This window comes from Flavobacterium araucananum (assembly GCF_002222055.1).
Classification (GTDB): domain Bacteria; phylum Bacteroidota; class Bacteroidia; order Flavobacteriales; family Flavobacteriaceae; genus Flavobacterium; species Flavobacterium araucananum.
In genome coordinates this window covers 179,796-203,232 of sequence record NZ_MUGS01000021.1, presented here as the reverse complement: position 1 = coordinate 203,232, position 23,437 = coordinate 179,796, and the positions used below count along the sequence as shown (strand labels likewise).

The following is a 23,437-nucleotide window of genomic DNA, read 5'->3' as shown; positions in this document are numbered from 1 at the left end:
TTTTTAAAGCAATCTAAAATTATTAATCTAAAATCTAAAATTGCATCTGTTCCACGTGAAACGAATTTGAAATGGAAAGCTTTATTAGTTTGTTTGTATAAAGAAATGATACAGTTTGTCATCCCGAGGAACGAGGAATCTCCATAATGTAGAAAAATGATTGTTGTCGATATTAAAATGAAATTTTCTAATTAATAAAATCTTGGAAAGAATCTAAAATCTAAACTCAGAAATCTAAAATTGTTCTCTATGAAGATTGTTGAAAAAGATGTTTTAACGTTGGAACAAAAAGATTCCTTGATGCAACTGTGGAATAATGAATATCCGGCTAAATTAAATCTGAATACTATTGAAGATTTTGAATTATATTTAAACGGACTTTCAGAAACAAAACATTATTTGTTGTTTGATCATTCAGATAAAATTCAGGGTTGGGCTTTTACTTTTTTAAGAGATGGAGAACATTGGTTTGCTATACTTTTAAATAATAAAATACAGGGAAAAGGAATTGGTTCTCTTTTGATGAATGAAATAAAAAAGAACAATAAGAATTTGAATGGTTGGGTTGTTGATCATGCAAATGAGATTAAAGAAAATAAAGAGCCGTATAAATCACCTTTGTCCTTTTATATTAAAAATGGTTTTAATGTTTATACGGAAACAAGAATTGAAAACGATAAAATATCAGCTGTCAAAATAAATTGGAGACATTAAAAAAATAATAAAAACATGAACCCTAAAAGTGAATTCCATTTTTAGGGTTTGCTATTATACTTAAACTAAAAATACCTATAATTAAAAAATGGACGTTTTAAACAAAAAACATTTTCTTACTGTAAAAGACCATTCTGTATCTAAAGAAATTTTCGAATTGTATCATGACGAAACTTTAGACATGTTGATTACCTCTCCGCAACCTGATTTAGAAAATCTCGGAAAATATTACGAAAGCGAAGATTATATTTCGCACACAGATAACAAACGTTCGTTATTTGAAAAAGCATATCATTTTGTAAAAAATATAGCTTTAAAAAATAAACTGAATTTAATAAACGGCGAACAATCTCAAAAAGGAAGAATTTTGGATATTGGTGCCGGAACCGGAGATTTTTTATTAACGGCAAAAAATGATGGCTGGGAAACTGTTGGAGTGGAACCAAGCGAACGTGCAAAAAATATTGCGATCCAAAAAGGAATTTCTTTTGTAAACGAAATTAGCGATCTTCAAAATAATTCTTTTGATGTAATTACAATGTGGCACGTTTTAGAACATGTTCCAAATTTAGAATTACAAATTCAGGAATTGAAGCGATTGTTAAAACCAACTGGAACTTTAATTGTTGCGGTTCCAAATTTTAAATCTTACGACGCCAATCATTATCAAACTTTTTGGGCAGCTTATGATGTGCCAATTCATTTTTGGCATTTTTCAAAAAAAGCCATCCAATCACTTTTTGAAAAAGTCGACATGAAATTAGAAAAAGTGCTTCCAATGAAATTTGATTCTTTTTATGTGAGTTTATTATCTGAAAAATACAAAACCGGAAAAATGAATTACATCAGCGCTTTTTTCGTTGGTTTAAAATCAAATTTAAAAGCAAGCCGTACAAAGGAGTATTCATCGCACATTTATGTCTTAAAAAACAGTTAAAACGCAAAATAAGCGCGTTTCTGCCACTTTCTATCTCTTATCGAGGTCTAATTATGTCTTTTTTGAGAAAAGGCCTCTAATAAAAGCTATGAAAGTCACTTTTGATAGGGTAGAATTATTGACATTTTTCTTTCGATAAATAAAAACAATATCATAAAATTCCAGCATTTTTTAAACTTTATGTTGATGCTATTTATTTTTTTATATTTTTGTCTTCAATACATTAAAAAAATAGAAATTCAAAAAATGAAAAAAGCATTAGTAATTATCGCACTTTCAATTTTCGCCGTTTCATGTAATAAAACTGCAGAAGTTAAGGAAGTAAAAACAGCTTACGTAGATACTTCGGTTTTAATGAAAGAGTACACTGAAGCAAAAGACCTTGAAGCAAAATACAAAGGGCAAGCTGAAGAAAAAGGAAGACAACTACAAGCCGAGATTACACGTTTTAAACAAGACGCTGCTAATTTTCAAGGTCAGGCACAAGCTAATGGTCAGGCTTGGGCGCAACAAAAAGGTGCTGAGTTACAAAAAAGAGAACAACAATTGGGTTATGCTCAACAAGCTTTGTCTCAACAATTGCAACAAGAAAGTGGTGTTGAAATGGATTCTCTAGTAAGCGGAGTTAAAAAATTCATCAAAGAGTACGGTAAGAAAAACGGATATTCTTATATCTACGGTACTGGCGATGCGGCGTCAATTTTATACGCTGAAGAAAAATATGATATTACAAAAGATGTCATTAAAGCTTTGAACGACAAGTATAAATCGACTCCAAAAACAGACGAAAAGCCTGCAGTAAAAGAAGGAGAAGCAATTAAAAAATAATACCAAACTAACTAAATTTAAAAAACCTAAGTCTATTACAGATTTAGGTTTTTTCTTTTATAAAAAATACGATACTTTTAGTTTTTCAATACACCCGCAATGCAAAACGTTTCAGAAGCTGCTGCTTATACCTTACAATTCATTAATCAAACGCAAAAATCTATTTTCCTGACCGGTAAAGCAGGGACGGGAAAAACAACGCTTTTACGCGAAATTATCGCTACAACGCACAAAAGTACGGTTGTGGTTGCACCTACGGGTATTGCGGCGCTAAATGCCGGCGGTGTTACGATACATTCGATGTTTCAGTTGCCTTTTTCGGCCTTTATTCCGTCCTATGACGAAGCTTCTCAGTTTACTGAAACCGTAAAATTTGAGAATAAAGAAACTTTACGCAGACATTTTAAAATGAACAACGTCAAGCGTAATGTGATCCGGAACATGGAACTTTTGATTATTGATGAAGTCAGTATGCTTCGCGCTGATTTGCTCGATGCTATAGATTTTATGATGCAAACCGTACGTAAAAATACCAAGGCATTTGGTGGGGTTCAGGTATTATTTATAGGCGATTTATTGCAATTGCCACCCGTAATCAGGGACGAAGAATGGCGAACATTGCGCAATTATTACAAAGGAAAATTCTTTTTTCATTCGCATGTTATACAGCAATATCCGCCGTTATATATAGAATTATCAAAGATTTACCGCCAGACAGATGATGCTTTTATCGCTGTTTTAAACAATCTTCGAAACAATCAGATCACGCCTCAGGATATCCAGGTTTTAAACGAGTATGTTAAGCCGGATTTTGACTTAAAAAACAATCCGGGATATATCACGCTTACGACGCATAATGCCAAAGCAGATTCGATTAACGAACAGGCAATTGGCGATTTAGCAGGAAATGAGTTTGCTTATCAACCCTTTATTGTAGGTGATTTTCCGGAGAAAATTTTTCCGGTAGAGGAAAACCTGAAGCTCAAAATTGGCGCTCAGGTTATGTTTGTAAAAAATGATGCCTCTTTTGAAAAACGCTATTTTAACGGAAAAATGGGGGTTGTAAAATCGCTTTCGCCAGAAGAAATCTTTATACATTTTCCTGAGGAAAATAAAACGATCGAAGTCGAAAAATACGAATGGAAAAATATTCGCTACAAAGTAAACGAGCATACAAAAGAAATCGAGGAAGAAGTTTTGGGCACGTTCGCTCATTATCCATTAAAATTGGCATGGGCAATTACGGTGCATAAAAGTCAGGGTTTAACTTTTGAGAAAGCTGCGCTTGATGTATCGCAAGTTTTTTTGCCCGGACAAGCGTATGTAGCATTATCACGTTTAACATCCTTAAGCGGGCTTATTTTGCTGTCTCCGTTGCAAATGAATGGTATTTCGAACGATCAGGATGTTATGGATTATGCTTTGAACAAAGCGACAAAAGATGTTTTGAAACATTCGTTGCATTTCGAAACGAAGAATTTTATTCATAACTATTTGATTAACAGTTTTAACTGGATTGATTTAGCCCAGGAATGGCGCAATCACCGTTTTAGCTATAACGAAAATGCAGCAGGATCAGAGAAATCGAAACATGCTGCCTGGGCACACAAACGTTTAGAGATTATCGATGGTCTTACAGATCCTTCGCAAAAATTCGTTCATCAGCTCAATAAAATTTTCAATAAAGAAACCGTCGATTTGTTTTTTGTTCAGGAAAGGGTAGTGGCGGCCTATGACTACTTTTTTAAAGCGATGGACAAACTGGTTACGGATATTTTGGTAAAAATGGCGGAAATTCAGAAGTTTAAAAAAGTAAAAGAGTTTTACGAAGAGTTGGCTTTTTTGGATGATTTGCAAACCAAAGCTGTTTTGCGCTTAATGAAGGCCAAATTACTCATAGAAATTGTCGTGGCAGGCGAAACCATCTGTAAAGAGAAATTGTCGTCTAGAGCGATTAAAAACTATAAATCTGACAAGGTTGCAAAGATTCGCGAGGATTTTAATATGGCTAATACAGATATTTTTAAATCTGATGAGCCTGTAGTACGATATACGGCCAGAAAATTGGAAAAGAATGATGCAAAAGCGATTAAAAAAACAACTGTCGAAGAAACATACGATTTGTGGGCAGAGAAAAACTCGATACAAGATATTGCAAGAATTCGAAAGCTAACCGTGCAAACTATCGAAATGCATTTGGTTAAACTTATTCAGGCTAAGAAAGTTGAGATTTCAGATATTTTACCGTACGACAAAATACTCGCACTTCGGGACGCTTTTGAATTTTATCAGGAAGAATCCCTAAACGGTTTAAAAGAAAAACACGGTGATGAGTTTACCTGGGACGAACTTAAGATGTTTAAAGCGAGTATTAATTGATTTTAGATTGTTGATTGTTGATTGTTGATTGTTGATTGTTGATGAGGAATTTTCTAGACGAAACCTGAAACAAAACTATAAAAACATTATGTAAAATAGAAAAAATATGAGAAAGTTAATCTGCATTTTAGTTGTTCTTTTTTCTGTCCACAATGCTGTGGGTCAGGACTTAAAGCCGGAATACCAAAAGTTTATTAAAAGTTTTATAGACAACGTCAAACACGGAAAAAAGGAGGCTGTTGCCGGTATTATTAAATATCCTTTTGGAAGAGAATATCCAATTCCGTCAATTAAAAATAAGGCCGAGTTTGTAAAAAAATACGATCAGATTTTTGACGCGACACTTCAGAATAAAATTATCAAATCGAATCCTGCAAAAGATTGGTCTGAAGTGGGATGGCGCGGAATCATGCTGGACAGGGGCGATATCTGGATTGATACAGATGGTAAATTGATATCGATCAATTATCAATCGAAGTTGGAGAAAGACCTTAGGGATAAATTGATCGCAGCTGAAAAAGGGAAACTAAATCCTGCATTGGCAAATTTTAAAGGGCCGGTTTGTATTTTAGAAACTTCGAAATTCAGAATTAGAATAGATGATCTTGGAAATGATACGTACCGATATGCTTCGTGGTCACTAAAACAATCGATGAGCGAAAAGCCTGATTTAGTTATTACTAACGGAAAATGGATTGCTGACGGATCGGGAGGAAATCATAGTTTTCAATTCAAAAAAGGAAACTACCTGTATGAATGTTTTATTATCGTTTTAGGCGAAAGTGACGCGCCCCCGGCGAGATTAATTATTACGCAGAGCGACAAAGAGATCCTTAATCAGGACGCTAAAATTGTTCCACGATAAACAAAAAAAATCCTATTTGCCGGAGCGAATAGGATTTTTTATTATAGTGATTCGATTAGAATCCAGGCATCCGGATTTTCACCTTTTTGTATTTCTTTTTGTGCTTTTTCGGCTTCAGCCATCGTAGCATAACTTCCGTATAAAACAGGGAACAAATGATGTTTGTCTTCGCCTAAAATTCTGGCTTTAAAACCGTCTTTAATCAATTGGTTGTAAGCTTTTCTTGCATTTTGTTCGCTTCTAAACGCACCTGCCATAATGTGGTAAGGCATTGCTTTTTCTTCTGTAACCGCTACTTTAGCAGAGTCTACTGAGAGCGTTACCGCAGGCATTGGGCTTTGAATAAAAAAGGTAGCTTCCTGTATTTTGTTTTGTACTTTTTTCTGAACAGCACTTTCAACAATAAGTGTTTTGTTTGCTATTTGATTTTGGTACAAAGGATATCCAATACTTCCTGTAATTCCTAATCCTAAAACAAGGATTGCGGCATATTTTAAGAATGAATTCGATGATTTTACGTCTTCTTCTTCAAATAAAGCAACAGGTTTTCTTTCTTCGATTTCCTGAATTTTTTTCTCGAAAAGTTCTTTTTTCACCAGTGGGGAAACAAACGGACTTAACCCGAAAGAACTAGCCAGATAATTGGTTTGATCGTTAGGAGTAAAGACCATATTATTTTCGGAATTCATACGAATTTCACCAATGTTTTTTAAAGATATAACACCGTTTTCTTCTAAGGTTTTTTTCCAGCTTAAAACTTCAAAAGCAATTGTACTGACAGCAAAACCATAAGATGTTTTTTCTGCCTGTGCATAATGATTTGCCAATAGTCCATCATTGTTTCTAAGATGACTATTAAAAGAGATCATTTTTTTGGGCGGAAAAAATGAATTTGTATTTTCATTTAGCTGAGCCGATTGAATTTCGGTTAAAAATGCTCCAAACCCTGGAACCGTTACACACTGATAACGATACAATAACTGTGCTATGTAAGTTTCGATTTTCATAGTAACAAAGTTAGGCAAGGAATATAGTTATCAAAATTTTATTCACAATTTTTATTAACAATTCGAATAAAATTACAGATCACTAATATTCAATTAGTTATTAATAATTTATTTTTAAGCTAAAGTAACAAATTATCTTTAACGATTTATTTTTTGAAAGAAATTACTTCTATTTTATATCTTTACCATTCTTAAATTTAGTTTTAGATTTACTTTTTGCAATTATTTTTCGCCGCCACTTAATCAAATTCAATACATGTCAGACCAGGATTTATTTTATTTATTAGCCTTATTAAAAGTAGATGGAGTAGGAGATATTATGGCAAAAAAATTACTCACACATTGCGGTACTGCCGAAGCTGTTTTTAATACTAAAATAAATCAAATAGCTGGAATTGATGGAGTTGGTTCGGTATTATTAAAAAATTTAAAGGATAAATCTGTTTTTGAAAGGGCCAATCTTGAGCTGGAATTTATTAAATCGAATCATATAAAAGTGTCCTTTTTTCAGGATCAAGATTATCCGGAACGGCTTAAACATTGTATCGATTCTCCCGTTTTGATTTTTTCAATCGGAAATATAAATTTAAAAAACAAAAAAATAATCAGTATTGTCGGAACACGCCAGATAACCTCTTACGGAATGGAGTTTTGCAAGCACTTAATCGAAGACTTGGCACCGCTTGATCCTGTAATTGTGAGTGGTTTTGCCTACGGAGTTGATATTGTAGCGCACCAATTTGCAATGGATTATAAACTGCAAACTATTGGAGTTCTCGCACACGGCTTAAACCAAATTTATCCCAAAACGCACAAGAAATATGTTGCCAAAATGGCCGAAAACGGAGGTTTTATTACGGAGTTCTGGAGTTCATCCAATCCCGATAAGGAGAATTTTGTACGCAGAAACCGCATTGTGGCCGGAATGACCGAAGCAACAATTGTCATAGAATCTGCAGATAAAGGTGGCTCGCTCATTACTGCCAACTTAGCCAACGATTATAACCGGGATGTTTTTGCAGTTCCGGGACGCGTTTCAGATAAATACAGTCAGGGTTGCAACAATCTGATAAAAACTCAGAAAGCAAACTTACTCACCAGCGCGGCAGATTTGGTCTATATACTCAATTGGGATATCGAGAATAAAGCAAAAACCATTCAGAAACAGTTGTTTGTAGAACTGGATCCTGAAGAACAAAAAATTTATGATTATCTCCTGAAAAACGGCAAAGAATTGCTGGATACCATTGCGTTACAATGTGATTTTCCTATTTATAAAATCTCAGGATTATTATTGAATATGGAATTAAAAGGCGTAATCAGACCTTTGCCGGGGAAGTTATTTGAGGCGATTTAAAAAGTAAAAGCTGCCACGAATTGCAAAAATCGACACCAATTAATTTGTGAAAATTAGTGTAATTCGTGGCAAACCATTTTATTTCCCAAAACCAAGTACTTCACGAACTTTTGCCAGAACACTATCAGCAACTACTGCTGCTTTTGCTGCACCTTTTTTAAGCAAAGCATCGACTTCGTCAAGGTTGTTGATGTAGTAATTGTATTTTTCTCTTTCGGTTTTAAATTTTTCGGTAATCAATTCAAACAAAGCTTGTTTTGCGTGACCATAACCGTAATTTCCGCCTAAATAATTGGCTCTCATTTCGGCGATTTGCGCTTCAGTACCTAACAACGAGTAGATTGCAAATGCATTACAAGTATCCGGATTTTTAGGTTCTTCAAGTGGTGTACTATCGGTTTCTATGCTCATAACCTGCTTGCGAAGTGTTTTATCGTCCAGGAAAATATTAATTATATTATTAGCAGATTTACTCATTTTTCCACCGTTTGTTCCGGGAATCAACATACCATCTTCCTGAATTTTAGCCTCAGGAATTACAAACGTTTCTCCCATTTGGTGATTGAAACGGGAAGCTACATCACGGGTAATTTCCAGATGTTGCAATTGGTCTTTTCCAACCGGTACAAATTGAGCATCGTACAGTAAAATATCCGCAGCCATTAACATCGGATATGTAAAAAGTCCCGCATTGACATCGTCTAAACGGTCGGCTTTATCTTTGAAAGAATGTGCCAGAGTCAAACGTTGAAACGGAAAAAAACAACTTAAATACCAGGTCAATTCAGCAGTTTGAGTCACATCAGATTGTCTGTAAAAAGTAACTTTATCAGGATTTAGTCCACAAGCCAGCCAGGCAGCAGCGGTACTGTATGTGTTTTCTCTTAACGTTTTGCCATCTTTGATTTGTGTAATCGAATGTAAATCAGCGATAAACAAATAAGATTCGTTTTCCGGTTTATTCGATAATTCGATCGCAGGAATAATTGCGCCCAATAAATTGCCTAAGTGTGGCGTTCCAGTACTCTGAACACCAGTAAGTATTTTTGCCATTCTCGTTTTTTATTCTTTAACTGCAAATGTCGTGATGTTTTTTTTAACCGCAAAGGGTGTAATTTTTTTAATCACAAATCGGATAATAGATTTAGAAAAATTTAGCCACAGATTAAACAGATTGCCACAGCTTATAAAATCTATCTAATCTTTAACCCGTTGGGTGTAATTACTTCGTCTGTTCGCTTCGCTTGGGTCAAAAAAAATATATTTAACACATAGAGACATAGATTTTTTTAGCTAAAAGGAATGCCAAAAGAAATACATTTCTTTCACATAGCCTGGCTATGTGCATTTTAAACAAGTGAAACGCCTTTTTTAAAGATCCAAAAGCTATGTTTCTATGTGTTAAATTAATTACACCCAACGGGTTAATCTTTATAATCTGTGGCTAAAAAAGCTGCGTGCTTTACGATAAAAAAAGCACGTATAGATTATTTTTATTCCCATTAAGTCTAATATTCTAAAAATCTAATGATCTAAAAATCTAAAATCATTTCTGTTTTCTTACATTTGAAACCATGAAAGGAATTAAAATTATTTTTTGGGTTTTGTGGCGTATTTGGTTTTACATCTTGATGGCTATTCCGATATTGATTATGCTGCCGTTTTTGCTTGTTTCTATTATATCTGAGAGTGGATATCCTTATTTCTTTAAAATGGCCCGCATTTGGGCTAAATTCATTCTTTTCGGGATGGGTTTCTATTATAAAGTCGAGCGGGAACAAAAGCTAATCAAAAATAAAAGCTACATGATAGTAGCCAATCATACTTCGATAACAGATATAATGCTGATGTTGGCTATTATTAGAAATCCATTTGTTTTTGTTGGAAAAAAAGAACTTTCGAAGATTCCGTTGTTTGGATTTTTCTATAAAAGAACTTGTATTTTGGTAGACAGAAACTCTTCAAGAAGTAAAAATGAAGTTTTTAAAAAGGCGCAAGACAGACTCAATCAGGGTCTTAGTATTTGTATTTTCCCCGAAGGCGGGGTTCCAGACGATGAAACTATTTTTCTGGATGAGTTTAAGGATGGGGCTTTTCGTTTGGCCATTGAGCATCAAATTCCGATTGTCCCAATTGTTTTTGCCGATAATAAAGAGCGATTTTCGTATACTTTTTTTAGTGGAAGCCCTGGAAAAATGAGAGGAAAAATATTGCCGTTTATAGAAACTAACGGACTTGCAAATGAAAACAGAAAAGAGCTTAAAGATCAGGTAAGACAATTGATTTATAAAGGATTACTTGAGTTTAAGAAAGAGAATAGAGAATAGAGGGAAGAGAATAGAGGGAAGAGAATAGAGGGAAGAGGATAGAGGGAAGAGGATAGAGGATATAAAATAAAAACCCGGCAAATTTTTAAAAAATTGCCGGGTTTTCTTTTGAATTAAAATGGACCATTTTATACTTTAATAATACTAGCGATGAATTATTTTTTCTGAAATAAAACGCAATACTTTTTTAAATTTCAATTTGGTTTTTCTACGGTTTTTACTGTACAACACTTCTATTTTCTCTTTCATGGTTAAAAATATTAACGGTTGATAATAAAGAGTTTAATCTAAACTCAGGTTAACGTCACATTATAATAGAGAGCAAAAAATCAAAATGGTTGCGTAGTATGTATAATTTTTTTCTGAAATAAAAATAAAAAACCCGTTAGCACCAAAAAACTAACGGATTCTTATTGAACAAACAACCAAATTTATTCTAAAAAAAACCTTCGAAAATAAGTATTGAAAATCAATACTATCAAATCTTATGTCTCTCTATAAGATGGGGTAATTTGAAAATGGTTGCGTCACTTTTTTATTTTTTTTTTAAAATAAAAAACCCGACAGGTCTTAAAAACGTGTCGGGTTTGAGATAAATAGCAAGTAAACTACTTATTACTACTATATTAAGCGTTTGCCAATTCTTTGATATGCGCTTTAATTTTTAGTTCTAATTCGTCTGCTAATTCCGGATTATCTTTAATTAAAGATTTTACAGCATCACGACCTTGTCCTAATTTTGTATCTCCGTAACTAAACCATGATCCTGCTTTTTTAACGATTTCAAATTCAACCGCTAAGTCAAGAATCTCTCCGGTTTTAGAAACTCCTTCTCCGTACATAATGTCAAATTCGGCAGTTTTAAAAGGCGGAGCAACTTTGTTTTTTACGATTTTAACTTTAGTTCTGTTACCAATAACATTTTCACCGTCTTTAATTTGAGAAGAACGACGAATATCGATACGTACCGAAGCATAAAATTTTAGGGCATTACCACCCGTTGTAGTTTCTGGGTTACCAAACATAACACCAATTTTCTCTCTCAACTGGTTGATGAAGAAAACAGTACAATTTGTTTTGCTAATTGTTCCGGTTAGTTTTCTTAAAGCCTGAGACATCAAACGTGCATGAAGACCCATTTTAGAATCTCCCATTTCACCTTCGATTTCACTTTTTGGAGTCAAAGCAGCAACAGAGTCAATTACCACAATATCAATTGCTCCTGAGCGAATCAGGTTTTCGGCAATTTCTAAAGCTTGTTCCCCATTATCCGGTTGAGAGATGATCAGGTTTTCGATGTCTACGCCTAATTTTTCGGCATAATTTCTATCAAAAGCGTGCTCAGCATCTATAAAAGCAGCAATTCCGCCCGCTTTTTGAGCTTCAGCAATCGCATGTAATGTTAATGTGGTTTTACCAGACGATTCCGGACCGTATATTTCGATAATTCTTCCTCTTGGGTAACCATTTACTCCAAGGGCTAAATCAACACCAAGAGAACCTGAAGAAATAGTTTCAACTTCTACGATGGCTTTATCGCCCATTTTCATTACTGTTCCTTTACCGTACGTTTTATCTAATTTGTCAAGCGTAAGTTGGAGCGCTTTTAATTTGGCTTCTTTTTCTGAACTCATCTCTTTTTTTTCTTTTACTTCTTTTACTTTTTCTTTCATCTAAATTTTATAATTCTTTCATTTTCAAAACAAATCAGAAATTAAATCATTTACTGATTTAGATTTGTATCAGGCTTGCAATTTTGTAAAAATACTTCTTTTTTTGAAGTTTGATTGTTCCAAATTGTACCAAAATTAGTACTATAAAAACAAAGCCTTTAATTCTGTTGCTTCAGACGGTTTTATTTTTCCGGCAAGCAACAAACTCAATTGTTTACGACGCAATGCAGCATCAAATCGTTGTATTTCGAGATCAGTTTCAGGTACAATTGCCGGAACTTCAACAGGTCGTCCCGTATCATCTACCGCTACAAAAGTATAAATGGCTTCATTTGCTTTGGTTCTGTTTCCGGATTCGCGATCTTCTACCCAAACATCAATGAAAACTTCCATCGAACTTTTGAAAGATCTGGATACTTTTGCTTCAACGGTTACCACACTTCCTAACGAAATAGCTCTGTTGAAAGCAACGTGATTTACAGATGCCGTAACTACAATTCGGCGTGAATGCCTGCGCGCTGCTATACTTGCGGCACGATCCATACGGGCTAATAATTCGCCACCAAAAAGATTGTTTAAAGGATTTGTTTCGCTCGGTAAAACTAAATCGGTTAAAATAGTTAAGGATTCTGAAGGATGTTTTGGATTCATTTTTTTGATGTAAAATTTTTATTTTTTGCCACAGATTTCACAGATTAAAAAGATTAGAAAAAATCTGTGCGAATCGGTGAAATCTATGGCTTTTTTTTTAAAATTGAGGTTGACTAATTCAACCAATAAACGGCCATAACAGCCGGAATAAAATAGATCACAATGGTTCTTGCGCCATCATAATCTTTGGCAAGCCTTTGCCCAAAAAGCATCATTAACAAACTGATACAGGAAAATACAGATCCGTAGAAACCAAATTCTCTTCCGCTGTTTGTCAATAATTGAATTGCGCCAACGACACATAAAATTCCGGAAATTAATTCTAAAATTAAAAGATGAAGCAACGCAAGAGGCACTTGATTTTTTAGAGGCGTTTTGGCAAAATGTCCTTTAAGCCATTCGACATTATCTTTCCAATAAAATATTTTTTCATATCCTGATTGTAAGAACGTTAAGGCTAAAAATGCTAATAATAAAATGGAGGCAACATTATTCATTTGGCAACTATTTTTTATGAATTAAACGAGTCAGTTTTATAGATAAATCAGTCAAAATTATTTTTGCATTTCCGTTTCTTTCGATGTGATACATGGCATCCGAAAGTTCCTTGAAAATTTCATGAATGTTGTTACCGTTTACAAAAGGCGCAAAATTCTCGAGTTTAAATTTGTCGACTTTTGGCTCAATATAAACCAGACTTGCCGCATTATAATTAATCAAAAGTGCCTGACGGAACATTTCGATACAAAACTGAATAAACTTTTTTTGACTTTCACGTCCCAGAGCTGCAATTTCTTCGCTCCAGGAAATTAAGTCCTGAATAGCAGCTGCATTTCCCTTGGCCCTAAAAGCGGCACGAACCCAATTCACAAACCATTGCTCAAAAGGATATTCAGTATCATCTTCTTTTAGTAAAGAAAGTGCTTTGCTAAAGTTTCCTTGTGCCTGATGTGCAATTTTATAAGCTAATTTTTCGTCGATATTTTCTTTAGAAATTAAAGCCTGAGCGATAATCTTTTCTGGTAGCCCGTTAAAATGAATTACCTGACAACGAGAACGTATCGTTTGTATAATATCTTCTTCATTTTCGGAAATCAGAATAAAAATTGTTTTGTCTGAGGGTTCTTCCAGAAGTTTCAATAATTTATTCGATGCTGCGATATTCATTTTATCTGCCATCCAGATGATCATGATTTTATAACCGCCTTCGTAAGATTTTAGGGCAAGCGATTTTAAAACTTCCTGAGCATCTTCGACCCGAATTTCGCCTTGTTTGTTCTGGACCCCAAGTATTTTATACCAGTCGAATAAACCGCCGTAGGGCATTTCCTGAACAAAGGTGCGCCAATCCTGAATAAAATCTAAACTTTTGGGTTTTGTTTTTACGTCTTCGGTAGTAACGGTTGGGTATATGAAATGTAAATCCGGATGGGAGAGGTTTTGAAACTTCAAATTGCAGGAATCATTTCCGTTTGAGTTTTCATCTCCTGTATTGTTACACAAAATATATTGCGCATAAGCAATTGCAGTTGATAATGTACCGCTTCCTTCGGGACCAATGAATAATTGTGCATGCGGAATTCGTCCGGAAGCTGCACTTTTTATCAAGTGACTTTTGATGTAATCTTGACCTAAAATTTGAGAAAATTGCATGAAGCAAAGATAGAAGAAAATGATGTAGTCAAAAATTTTCATTCAAAAGATTCTCGACTTGGTTTCATTTATCAGATTCCTGAAGATTTGAGGTCTGTTTTAGGCACTTTATTAACCAACTTTTGTTAATAAAGAGACGAATCTAAGGAGATATTAAGACTTTTTTGTTAATAGTTTTTTAGTTTAAACGACTAACGTAAGGTTTTTTTGGTTATTAATGAAGAGACAAAGTTTTTTTTAATACTGATTATCTTACGGTTTTTACTTTAACAATTTTAACAAAAAGCCCGTTAAAACGCACATTTTCTCGACATAACGCTGGTTTTTAAGCTTTTTTTAAGCTTTTTTTTTGAAAAAAGAAATCAATAAAGTTGCAATTTAAGTTAATTTATATATTTTTGTTTTCATCAACAACCAATTATATTTAAGAATTTATGAAAGGGAAAATTATTGTATTAAGCGCGCTTTTTTTATTGACAACTGGCGCTATTTCTGCCCAGGCAAAGAATGCTCCAAGAAGTATTATCAGTACGACAGCTCTTATTCGCAAATACCATGATCAAAAAGAATTAAGTGGTATGCAAAAAGGAGAACTTTTGGAACTTTACATTGAGCGTATTAAAGTTTTAGTAAAAACTCTCCCTTACATCGCGTTGGTTACAAAACCTGGTGTTACTATGGCAGATCTTGGTATCCCGGACGACAACGAACACAAAAAAGTATTGGATGCGCAAGCAGTTGGTACAACAGCATTTTTAGATACAACAGTTGAGTTTCAAAGAAAAATGATGCCGTATTCTGATAAAGGAAACTTAATCGCTGCGATTTTATTCTATGAAAGTACATTGAAATCTTTACACGAGTTCAACGAATTGAACGAAATGTAATTTAAATTATATTTTTTAAAACCTTTTTTGAAGTGTTTACGTAGATGAGTTAAATTTTTTGCGTCATTTCGAAAAAGAGATAAAAAACAACTCGTTCTCGATGTATCTGGCACAGCCGGAAAAATCGAGAGGAGTTTTTTCATTTACGCATACCCAAATTTATTATTAACCGTAATACCCCCCTTATCATGAAAAAAATTACTCAAATGATTTGCGTTCTTTTGACTGTTACCAGTATGAGTGCTCAGCAAGAGAAAGGAATTATGGGCTACAACAATTGGTTGAACAATTGGACTGAATTTAAGCCTAACAAAGTAGAGTATGGAGAAGCAAACCAAATTTTAGCAGGAAACATTTCTGTTAATACCAAATTGCTTAAGAGGAATATTTATGTTTTGCAAGGGAACGTTTATGTTACCAACAATGCTGTTTTAACTATTGAGCCCGGAACTTTAATTATTGGTGATTTCGAAACAAAAGGAACATTGGTCGTTACAAAAGGAGCACAACTTATCGCAGATGGTTTAGAAACTGACCCAATTGTATTTACTTCAAACCGTAGCCAGAAAAAAGCTGGTGACTGGGGAGGAATTGTAATCCTTGGAGATGCTCCAATCAATAAATTCGGAAATGTTGGTTCTTACAACTTAGATCTTGATCCTACACTTACTACTTATGGTGGTGATAATGCTGCCGGAAACTCAGGAGTATTGAGATTTGTCAGAATCGAATTTGCAGGTAAAAAAGTTAAAGGTGTTGATACTTTCAATGGTTTGACGATTGCAGGTGTTGGAAACAAAACTATTCTTGAAAACATTATGGTTAGCTACTCTGGAGGTGATGCATTTGCCTTTTTTGGAGGTGATGTAAATGCTACCAAATTTGTATCTTACAAATCAATCAACGACGATTTTAAATTTACTCAGGGAGTTCAATGTCGTTTATACAACTCTTTAGCCGTTAGATCTTCTTATTTATCAAGTAATAAAGACGGATCTCGTTGCATGGAAGTAAAATCATTCGAAAAGAAAAATGAAACTGATTTTACTAAAAAACAAACTCTTGTTGTTGCAACAAACATTACAATGCTTAATGATAGTGAAAACATTAAAGCCGACATTCAATCAGGTCTTGTAAAAGAAGCTGTTTATGTAGCCGAAAGTGCTTCACTTGAAATGAAACGTAGTGTAATTTCAGGATTTAATCCAGCTGTTTTATTAGATAGTAAAACAGAAATCAATGATGCTAATCTTAAGAAAATCAAGTTCGAAGAAATGTATTTCAACTTATGTAATGGTAATATCTTTACAGAATACAATTCAAACAATGAGGATCTTGAGAGCTGGTACGGTAACAGCGTGTTTTTCAACGTTTACTCACAAAGTAATAACAGAGAGACATTTATTGATATTTTCAATGCTAAAAAACCAGATTTTAGACTACAATTAGGAAAAATCACAGCTTCAAGCGGAAACAGATAAATAGATTTCGATTTTTATTTCAAAGCGTAAATTTTATTAATAAAGTCCCCAGACACAATTTATGTATTCGTCTTAAACCGGACCAAATAAAGATCAAAACATAATGGCACTATCTACAAAAAAATATTTTATATATATAATATTTTTGGTTTCACCTGTGACGTTAAGTCTATATGCACAAAATTCAGCAGAAAAAACAATTTCTGCTGTTTCTAATTGCCCAATGACTGCGTCTGAGAACCAAAAGGACATAGCTGACAAAATCAGCAAATTAGATAATTCTAATCAGTTTTTAGTAGGGCTATCCAACCCCAAGGATAGCCTTGCTAAGGCAACTGAGACAAAAGATAAGACTAGTTTACAGTGTGAAGAAAACGCATCAATAACAGCTTCTTATTCTATCCTTGCAAAGGATATAATTGAGAACTATAAATATGATTTCTCTGAAACATTTATTGATATTTTATTCTTTGAGAATATAGATTTGGCCAGAAAACGCACTATATGATTCAAAGAACTACTCTATCTTTAACTAAATGCTTTCTTTTTTTGAGTATCCTTTTTGTTGCGAATTCAAAATTGCAAGCGCAAACTATCGTGCCACAAACCCTTGATGGCCTGGAGAAGTTATGTGCCGGTAATAATTTTAATGAATTCTTTGCAACATTTAGTTATATAGATTTTCCTGCAGGAACTACTTTTGAGATTGAACTTTCGAACAGTCAGGGTAGTTATGCAGTTCCTATTGCTACAACGAAATTATTAGCTACAGACGTTTCTGCTACCTCACAAACTATAAAATTTGCTGTACCGGTAACTATTACTGGTGCAGACACTTATAGTTTTAGAGTAAAGAGCTCTTTGGCAGGTGCTCAACCAAGCGCAAGTTTCAAAAACACATTAGGGAGTACCTCATTCCCAATATATTTTAAAGATTACGAAGCCTCATTTGTTATTAATAATAAAAGTGATGTTGCAATGTTGTGTTCAGGTGGTAGCCTGACTTTATCGATTAATAACGATACACCAACAGTTGTAAATTCTTCTCCGGTAAACTACTCCAGAATTAAGTACAAATGGTACAAAGACGATGTTGCAATTGCAGGACAAAGTTCTAAAGAGTTAGTCGTAAGTGCTCCCGGAAAATACTATGCCGAGATTGATTACGGTATGTGTTCTGATGTAAACTTTAGCTCGAATCGTGTTACCGTTTCTACATCAGGTTCAGGCGGATCAGCAGTTACAATTACCTCAAGTTTAGGAAACCCTTTTTGTGCAAGTACAGATGGTACCATCCTGACCGCAACTCAGGGTAATCATTACGTATGGAAAAAAGATGGAGCAGCATTTGGAGGCGATACCCGCACCGTTACTGCAAAAGATGCAGGAATTTATACAGTAGCCGTTGATTTTGGAGGATGTAATTCTACAGGAACTATTGATCTTAAAAACAATGGATTTAATGCCAGCATAGATGTAGCAGATGAGTTTGAACTTACAGAGGGACAAACCCTGAATGTTACTGTAACTACAGATGCTGCGAGTCCTACATTTGAGTGGTATTTGAACAATAATCTTATTGCAGGCGCAACAACAGATACTTATGTAGTTGCAGCTATTGGTGTTTATAAAGTAAAAATTTCACAAGTTTCAGGATGTTTATCTTCCAAAGAATTTAGTTTTAAAGCAAAAGGACAAATGGGGCCCGCTACCGTTATACCAAACGTAGTAAGTCTTGCAAATCCGTATTGGAATATCCCTGATGCCTACAAAACGGCAGGAACGAAGATTATGATTCTAAGTTCAAACGGCGAAATTATGTTTGATGATGTAGGAAGTAATTATGATCCTGAAGTCAATTCGTTTATTAAAGATTTTAAAAATGTAAATCCAGTATATTACTATGTCATTCAATCCGACACAGGTGAAAAAAAAGGATCAATAACTGTGATAAGATAATATGAAGAAAATTTTACTATTCATAACTTTATTTTACGGTTTTTCAAATACACTCTATTCACAGACGACCTCTGAGGATGGAGTTGTTTCGTTTTCGTTACCTATAAGAAATTCACTAAAGTTCAATAGATATTTAATTAACCCCGCGTTTAGTTTTGTTCGCGAAACAAATGCTTATGCAAGTTTTTATAATAAAAGACAATGGGTGCAATTCGAGAATGCCCCAAATACGTATTTAGCCAATTATTCCGGTCGTTTTAGAGAGAATGAAGCCTTTGCTTTTGGCTTATTTCAACAAAATTATGGTTTAATGACTGTTTTTGGCGGTATAGGAAACTTTGCCCATAACATCGTTTTAGAACAAGACAGTAATTTGACTTTTGGTATGAACGTTGGTGTTTACCAAAGTGGTTTAAACAAAGGAAAAATTATATCAGATGATACAAATGTCCTTAACGGTGATTACCCTTCAAGTACATTAGTTACCATTAATCCGGGGATAAATTACGGTACTGCATTTCTTGATTTTGGAGCCTCTGTAAACAATCTGGTATTGTATAATTTTGGATCCGGAATTGTAAAAGAAGATCCGGAAAGAGCGATCGAATTACACGCGATGTATACCGGATATATTGATAGTTATGGTTTTTTTGACAAAAGTAAATTTTCGGCCCTTGTAAAAACAGAGGTTAAAAAGGATAAAACAATAATTTCAGGACTTGCCATGATTTCTATTCCGCAAGGAGTATGGGCGCAGGCAGGATACAATACTTTATATGGAGTTTCAGCAGGGCTTGGTGTTAATATTACGCCAAGCATTGCTATTGAATATAACTATGAAAGAGGGATGGGGAATTTTACCAATATGGGAGGTTCTCACGAATTTGCGATTGCATACAAATTCAAAAACAAAAACTACTATTATGGCGATGACGACGAAGGTTCTTTACTAGACCCTGCTAAGCCAAAAGCCGTAATAGCAAAACCAACTGCAGCTACAACAGCAGCAAGAGCAGATGGTGTAGAAAAAGCAAGACTGGCAGCCGAAGCTAAAGCAAAAACAGATGCTGAAGCTAAAGAAGCAAGATTAGCTGCGTCAGAAAAAGTGAAGGCAGATGCCGAAGCTGCTGCAAAAGCAAAACTGGAAGCAGACAACAAAGCGAAGGCTGATGCCGAAGCTCTTAAAATAAAATTAGCCGCAGACGCTAAGGCTAAAGCAGATGCTGCGGCCGCAGCGAGAGCGCAAACAGCAACAACAAACAGAACAGTTGCTGCAGAACAAAGATCACAAGCACAATTGGCAGCTGATAAAGTAAGAGCCGATGCTGAAGCACGCAGAATAAAACTAGCGGCAGATAACAAAGCCAGAGTCGATGCTGCTGCTGCTGCGAGAGCACAAGCTGCTGCAAATAAACCTGGTGCTGCAGGAACAACGCCTCAAAAAACACAAGCACAACTAGCGGCTGATAAAGCCAAAGCCGATGCCGAAGCCTTGAAATTGAAACTGGCTGCTGATGCAAAAGCGAAAGCCGATGCCGAAGCTGCTGCAAAAGCAAAAGCTGCCGCAGGTGCAACACCTCAAAAAACAGCGGCACAATTGGCTGCTGATAAATCGAAAGCGGATGCCGAAGCACTAAAACTGAAATTAGCTGCAGATGCAAAAGCCAAAGCCGATGCTGAAGCTACTGCAAAAGCAAAAGCTGCGGGAACTGCAACACCTCAAAAAACAGCAGCAGAGTTAGCGGCCGAAAAAGCGAAAGCTGATGCAGAGAATGCTGCAAAAGCAAAATTAGAAGCAGATAACAAAGCGAAAGCAGATGCCGAAGCCTTGAAAATAAAACTGGCTGCAGATGCCAAAGCCAAAGCAGATGCTGCCGAAGCGAAACGTAAAGCAGATGCGAAAGCAAAAGCTGAAGCGGCAGATTTACAATCGATTTTAGCTGCAGATGCAAAAGCCAAAGCAGATTCTGATGCTTATCAGGCGCGATTAGCTGCCGAAGCAAAAGTTGCTGCTGCTGCCACTGCAAAAACGAAGGTAAACATCGATGCTGCTAATAAAGCAAAATTAGCTGCTGCTGCAAAAGCAAAAGCTGCTGATGAAGCTGCCCTAAAAGAAAAACTAGCTGCTGATGCTAAAGCAAAAGCCGATGCAGAAGCAAGAGAAGCAAGAATTGCTGCTGATGCCAAAGCCAAAGCAGATGCTGAAGCTGCTGCAAAAGCAAAAATTGAAGCAGATAACAAAGCGAAGGCAGACGCCGAAGCCTTAAAAATAAAACTTGCTGCCGATGCTAAAGCGAAAGCTGATGCAGACGCTCTTGAAGCAAAACTTGCTGCAGATGCAAAAGTAAAAGCGGATGCAGATGCACTACAAGCAAAATTAGCTGCCGATGCTAAAGCGAAAGCGGATGCAGAAGCTCTTAAAATAAAATTAGCTGCCGATGCAAAAGCAAAAGCAGATGCAGACGCACTACAAGCAAAACTTGCTGCTGATGCCAAAGTAAAAGCAGATGCAGACGCATTACAAGCAAAACTAGCTGCCGATGCTAAAGCGAAAGCGGATGCAGAAGCACAAAAAGCAAAACTTGCTGCTGATGCTAAAGCAAAAGCGGATGCTGATGCACTACAGGCAAAACTTGCTGCAGATGCAAAAGTAAAAGCCGATGCAGACGCATTACAAGCAAAATTAGCTGCTGATGCCAAAGCGAAAGCCGATGCAGAAGCACAAAAAGCAAAACTTGCAGCAGATGCTAAAGCAAAAGCCGATGCAGATGCACAACAAGCAAAACTAGCTGCTGATGCGAAAGCTAAGGCAGATGCAGATGCCGTTCAGGCAAAACTAGCTGCTGATGCTAAAGCAAAAGCAGATATGGAAGCCTTACAAGCAAAACTTATTGCTGATGCAAGAGTTAAAGCAGATGCTGAAGCAACTGCACAAGCAAAAGCAGATGCCGAAGCAAAACAATTACAAGAAGCTGAAGATGCTCGTTTGGCAAAATTAGCTGCAGATAATAAAGCCAAGGCAGACGCCGAAGCTCTTAAAGCAAAACAAGCTGCTGATGCCAAAGCGAAAGCAGATGCAGACGCGATACAGGCAAAACTTGCTGCCGATGCTAAAGCGAAAGCAGATGCAGACGCATTACAGGCAAAACTTGCTGCCGATGCCAAAGCAAAAGCGGATGCAGATGCACTACAGGCAAAATTAGCTGCTGATGCTAAAGTAAAAGCCGATGCAGATGCTCTGAAAGCAAAACTTGCTGCAGATGCTAAAGCGAAAGCAGATGCTGATGCACAACAGGCAAAACTTGCTGCAGATGCCAAAGCAAAAGCGGATGCTGATGCACTACAGGCAAAACTTGCTGCTGATGCGAAAGTAAAAGCCGATGCGGATGCTCTTAAAGCAAAACTTGCTGCCGATGCTAAAGCGAAAGCAGATGCAGACGCAATACAGGCAAAATTAGCTGCTGATGCCAAAGCAAAAGCCGATGCTGATGCGGTTCAGGCAAAACTTGCTGCAGATGCCAAAGCAAAAGCAGATATGCAGGCAGCACAGGCTAAGTTACTGGCAGATCAAAAAGCAAAAGCCGATGCTGAATCTACAGAAAGATTAAAAGCAGAAGAAGAGTCAAGACAATTGAGAGCAGAAGAAGAAGCACGTGAAGCAAAATTACTTGCAGATGCTAAAGCAAAAGCAGATGCTGATGCTCTTCAGGCTAAATTGGCTGCAGATGCACTTGCAAAATTAGCTTCGGCTCCAAAAGATGATACAGCAAAAGCGATCGATGATTTGACACAATCTATTGAGACTTCAAGTAAGACACAAAAAGAATTGTTATCGAAATTTAATACAACGGTAGCAAATAAACAAAGAGACCTGAACGACTTAAGAGAAGAGAATGACTTAAGTGAAAAAGGAATTTACAGAGAGCCAAAACCTTTTAAAAGTGTTGCGGCAGAAAACAGTCAGTTAGAAGCTTTAAAATTAGAACTTGCTGAGGCAAACAGAGCTCAGAAAGCTGAAATTGATAAGCTGACTAATTTGTATAATGAAAGACTTAAAAAAGTTCCTAATAAAAATGATGCTTTAAACAAAGCTTATCTCGAGAAGATAAACCAATTGAAAGCAGCACAATTAAAAATGGAAGAAGACAGTGCTACTTTACTTTCGAATTTGGAACGTATTAAAGCAGAAACTGAAATCGAGAAAAAACGTAGAATTAAACGTGCAGCTTACGAAAATGATCAGGGAAGATATGCACAGGACGTTGCGGCTCTTAAACGTATAAAAGAGACGACAAAAATTAGTAATACACCATTGACAGCAAGTGATTTTGATTTTGGTGAAGACCAATCGAATATGCAAATTATCAAGAACATCAAAAATTCTGATAGTGGTTATTACCTGATTATTGCGGTTCACAGCAGTGTCGAAAAAAGAGATCAATTCCTGGCCAAAGCAGTTGCTGCAGGACGCACAGATGTTAATTTCTTTTATAATGTAACAACAAGTAAGTATTATATCTATTACGAAAAATTCGAAGGTTTATCTGAGGCCACTAAGGCATTAGAAGCTAAAGGATCTAAGCCATATAACGGGAAAATGGCGATCGTAAAAGTAGAGAACTAATAGATAAGAAGATTAAGTTGGTCCTTCTTGAGAGATTGAGAAGGACATAGTAATAAATGTTATAAAATACTAATTGTTTTATTCACTAATGCCCC

At 35.6% G+C, this 23,437-nt stretch carries 18 protein-coding genes; 12 read left to right on the top strand and 6 right to left on the bottom strand.

Annotated features, from left to right (window positions below):
• Nucleotides 1-249 precede the first annotated feature (249 nt).
• From B0A64_RS13120 to B0A64_RS13100, 5 genes are all read left to right on the top strand, one after another.
• Entirely contained in the window at nucleotides 250-714 is a 465-nt protein-coding gene (locus tag B0A64_RS13120) for a GNAT family N-acetyltransferase (RefSeq protein ID WP_089479971.1), read from the top strand.
• A gap of 88 nt (nucleotides 715-802) precedes the next feature.
• On the top strand, nucleotides 803-1,651 hold the full coding sequence (locus B0A64_RS13115; protein ID WP_089479970.1) for a class I SAM-dependent methyltransferase: 849 nt from the start codon (nucleotides 803-805) through the stop codon (nucleotides 1,649-1,651).
• A 246-nt stretch (nucleotides 1,652-1,897) separates the two neighbouring features.
• Nucleotides 1,898-2,479, top strand: a complete 582-nt coding sequence (locus B0A64_RS13110) for an OmpH family outer membrane protein (RefSeq protein ID WP_089479979.1) — start codon at nucleotides 1,898-1,900, stop codon at nucleotides 2,477-2,479.
• A 99-nt stretch (nucleotides 2,480-2,578) separates the two neighbouring features.
• The gene (locus B0A64_RS13105) at nucleotides 2,579-4,858 is read left to right on the top strand and encodes a helix-turn-helix domain-containing protein (RefSeq protein WP_089479969.1); all 2,280 of its coding nucleotides are present in this window, start codon (nucleotides 2,579-2,581) and stop codon (nucleotides 4,856-4,858) included.
• A 106-nt stretch (nucleotides 4,859-4,964) separates the two neighbouring features.
• Nucleotides 4,965-5,723: a hypothetical protein gene (locus B0A64_RS13100; RefSeq protein ID WP_089479968.1), complete on the top strand. Its 759-nt coding sequence runs from the start codon at nucleotides 4,965-4,967 to the stop codon at nucleotides 5,721-5,723.
• A gap of 41 nt (nucleotides 5,724-5,764) precedes the next feature.
• Here B0A64_RS13100 and B0A64_RS13095 read toward each other — a convergent pair whose 3' ends face one another.
• Nucleotides 5,765-6,730 carry an HU domain-containing protein gene (locus B0A64_RS13095; RefSeq protein WP_089479967.1) on the bottom strand — a complete coding sequence of 322 codons (966 nt, stop codon included), beginning with the start codon at nucleotides 6,728-6,730 and terminating at the stop codon, nucleotides 5,765-5,767.
• Nucleotides 6,731-6,986: 256 nt separating this feature from the next.
• Between B0A64_RS13095 and dprA the strand changes: the two genes are divergently transcribed.
• On the top strand, nucleotides 6,987-8,087 hold the full coding sequence (gene dprA, locus B0A64_RS13090; protein WP_089479966.1) for a DNA-processing protein DprA: 1,101 nt from the start codon (nucleotides 6,987-6,989) through the stop codon (nucleotides 8,085-8,087).
• Nucleotides 8,088-8,165: 78 nt separating this feature from the next.
• Here the strand turns inward: dprA and trpS are convergent, their stop codons facing one another.
• On the bottom strand, nucleotides 8,166-9,140 hold the full coding sequence (trpS, locus tag B0A64_RS13085; protein ID WP_089479965.1) for a tryptophan--tRNA ligase: 975 nt from the start codon (nucleotides 9,138-9,140) through the stop codon (nucleotides 8,166-8,168).
• A gap of 521 nt (nucleotides 9,141-9,661) precedes the next feature.
• On the opposite strand from trpS, the gene B0A64_RS13080 reads away from it, so the two are divergent.
• The gene (locus B0A64_RS13080; protein WP_089479964.1) at nucleotides 9,662-10,414 is read left to right on the top strand and encodes a lysophospholipid acyltransferase family protein; all 753 of its coding nucleotides are present in this window, start codon (nucleotides 9,662-9,664) and stop codon (nucleotides 10,412-10,414) included.
• 626 nt (nucleotides 10,415-11,040) lie between these two features.
• Here B0A64_RS13080 and recA read toward each other — a convergent pair.
• From recA to B0A64_RS13060, 4 genes are all read right to left on the bottom strand, one after another.
• Nucleotides 11,041-12,048, bottom strand: coding sequence for a recombinase RecA (gene recA / locus B0A64_RS13075; protein ID WP_089479978.1), 1,008 nt, complete (start codon nucleotides 12,046-12,048; stop codon nucleotides 11,041-11,043).
• 180 nt (nucleotides 12,049-12,228) lie between these two features.
• Entirely contained in the window at nucleotides 12,229-12,738 is a 510-nt protein-coding gene (locus B0A64_RS13070) for an acyl-CoA thioesterase (protein WP_089479963.1), read from the bottom strand.
• A gap of 113 nt (nucleotides 12,739-12,851) precedes the next feature.
• Nucleotides 12,852-13,235: a DoxX family membrane protein gene (locus tag B0A64_RS13065; RefSeq protein ID WP_089479962.1), complete on the bottom strand. Its 384-nt coding sequence runs from the start codon at nucleotides 13,233-13,235 to the stop codon at nucleotides 12,852-12,854.
• A 7-nt stretch (nucleotides 13,236-13,242) separates the two neighbouring features.
• Nucleotides 13,243-14,391, bottom strand: a complete 1,149-nt coding sequence (locus B0A64_RS13060; protein ID WP_089479961.1) for a DNA polymerase III subunit — start codon at nucleotides 14,389-14,391, stop codon at nucleotides 13,243-13,245.
• A gap of 434 nt (nucleotides 14,392-14,825) precedes the next feature.
• On the opposite strand from B0A64_RS13060, the gene B0A64_RS13055 reads away from it, so the two are divergent.
• The 5 genes from B0A64_RS13055 to B0A64_RS13035 all read left to right on the top strand — a co-directional run bounded on the left by B0A64_RS13055 (nucleotide 14,826) and on the right by B0A64_RS13035 (nucleotide 23,342).
• Nucleotides 14,826-15,278 carry a hypothetical protein gene (locus B0A64_RS13055; protein ID WP_089479960.1) on the top strand — a complete coding sequence of 151 codons (453 nt, stop codon included), beginning with the start codon at nucleotides 14,826-14,828 and terminating at the stop codon, nucleotides 15,276-15,278.
• Nucleotides 15,279-15,466: 188 nt separating this feature from the next.
• Nucleotides 15,467-16,759: a hypothetical protein gene (locus tag B0A64_RS13050; protein ID WP_089479959.1), complete on the top strand. Its 1,293-nt coding sequence runs from the start codon at nucleotides 15,467-15,469 to the stop codon at nucleotides 16,757-16,759.
• A 103-nt stretch (nucleotides 16,760-16,862) separates the two neighbouring features.
• Nucleotides 16,863-17,267, top strand: a complete 405-nt coding sequence (locus B0A64_RS13045; RefSeq protein WP_089479958.1) for a hypothetical protein — start codon at nucleotides 16,863-16,865, stop codon at nucleotides 17,265-17,267.
• Nucleotides 17,268-17,308: 41 nt separating this feature from the next.
• A complete protein-coding gene (gene sprC / locus B0A64_RS13040; RefSeq protein WP_317045005.1) occupies nucleotides 17,309-18,718 on the top strand; it encodes a gliding motility protein SprC in 1,410 nt (469 codons plus the stop codon).
• Between the two features lies 1 nt (nucleotide 18,719).
• A complete protein-coding gene (locus tag B0A64_RS13035; RefSeq protein WP_089479956.1) occupies nucleotides 18,720-23,342 on the top strand; it encodes a PorP/SprF family type IX secretion system membrane protein in 4,623 nt (1,540 codons plus the stop codon).
• The last annotated feature ends 95 nt before the right edge of the window (nucleotides 23,343-23,437 follow it).

Bases quoted from the DNA above. Each gene is read 5' to 3' on its own strand.
- dprA (WP_089479966.1), top strand. From the start codon at position 6,987: ATGTCAGACCAGGATTTATTTTATTTATTAGCCTTATTAAAAGTAGAT.
- B0A64_RS13115 (WP_089479970.1), top strand. From the start codon at position 803: ATGGACGTTTTAAACAAAAAACATTTTCTTACTGTAAAAGACCATTCT.
- recA (WP_089479978.1), bottom strand. From the start codon at position 12,048: ATGAGTTCAGAAAAAGAAGCCAAATTAAAAGCGCTCCAACTTACGCTT.
- B0A64_RS13070 (WP_089479963.1), bottom strand. From the start codon at position 12,738: ATGAATCCAAAACATCCTTCAGAATCCTTAACTATTTTAACCGATTTA.
- B0A64_RS13060 (WP_089479961.1), bottom strand. From the start codon at position 14,391: ATGCAATTTTCTCAAATTTTAGGTCAAGATTACATCAAAAGTCACTTG.
- B0A64_RS13065 (WP_089479962.1), bottom strand. From the start codon at position 13,235: ATGAATAATGTTGCCTCCATTTTATTATTAGCATTTTTAGCCTTAACG.
- B0A64_RS13080 (WP_089479964.1), top strand. From the start codon at position 9,662: ATGAAAGGAATTAAAATTATTTTTTGGGTTTTGTGGCGTATTTGGTTT.
- B0A64_RS13100 (WP_089479968.1), top strand. From the start codon at position 4,965: ATGAGAAAGTTAATCTGCATTTTAGTTGTTCTTTTTTCTGTCCACAAT.
- trpS (WP_089479965.1), bottom strand. From the start codon at position 9,140: ATGGCAAAAATACTTACTGGTGTTCAGAGTACTGGAACGCCACACTTA.
- B0A64_RS13120 (WP_089479971.1), top strand. From the start codon at position 250: ATGAAGATTGTTGAAAAAGATGTTTTAACGTTGGAACAAAAAGATTCC.
- B0A64_RS13110 (WP_089479979.1), top strand. From the start codon at position 1,898: ATGAAAAAAGCATTAGTAATTATCGCACTTTCAATTTTCGCCGTTTCA.
- B0A64_RS13095 (WP_089479967.1), bottom strand. From the start codon at position 6,730: ATGAAAATCGAAACTTACATAGCACAGTTATTGTATCGTTATCAGTGT.
- B0A64_RS13050 (WP_089479959.1), top strand. From the start codon at position 15,467: ATGAAAAAAATTACTCAAATGATTTGCGTTCTTTTGACTGTTACCAGT.
- B0A64_RS13045 (WP_089479958.1), top strand. From the start codon at position 16,863: ATGGCACTATCTACAAAAAAATATTTTATATATATAATATTTTTGGTT.
- B0A64_RS13105 (WP_089479969.1), top strand. From the start codon at position 2,579: ATGCAAAACGTTTCAGAAGCTGCTGCTTATACCTTACAATTCATTAAT.
- B0A64_RS13055 (WP_089479960.1), top strand. From the start codon at position 14,826: ATGAAAGGGAAAATTATTGTATTAAGCGCGCTTTTTTTATTGACAACT.
- B0A64_RS13035 (WP_089479956.1), top strand. From the start codon at position 18,720: ATGAAGAAAATTTTACTATTCATAACTTTATTTTACGGTTTTTCAAAT.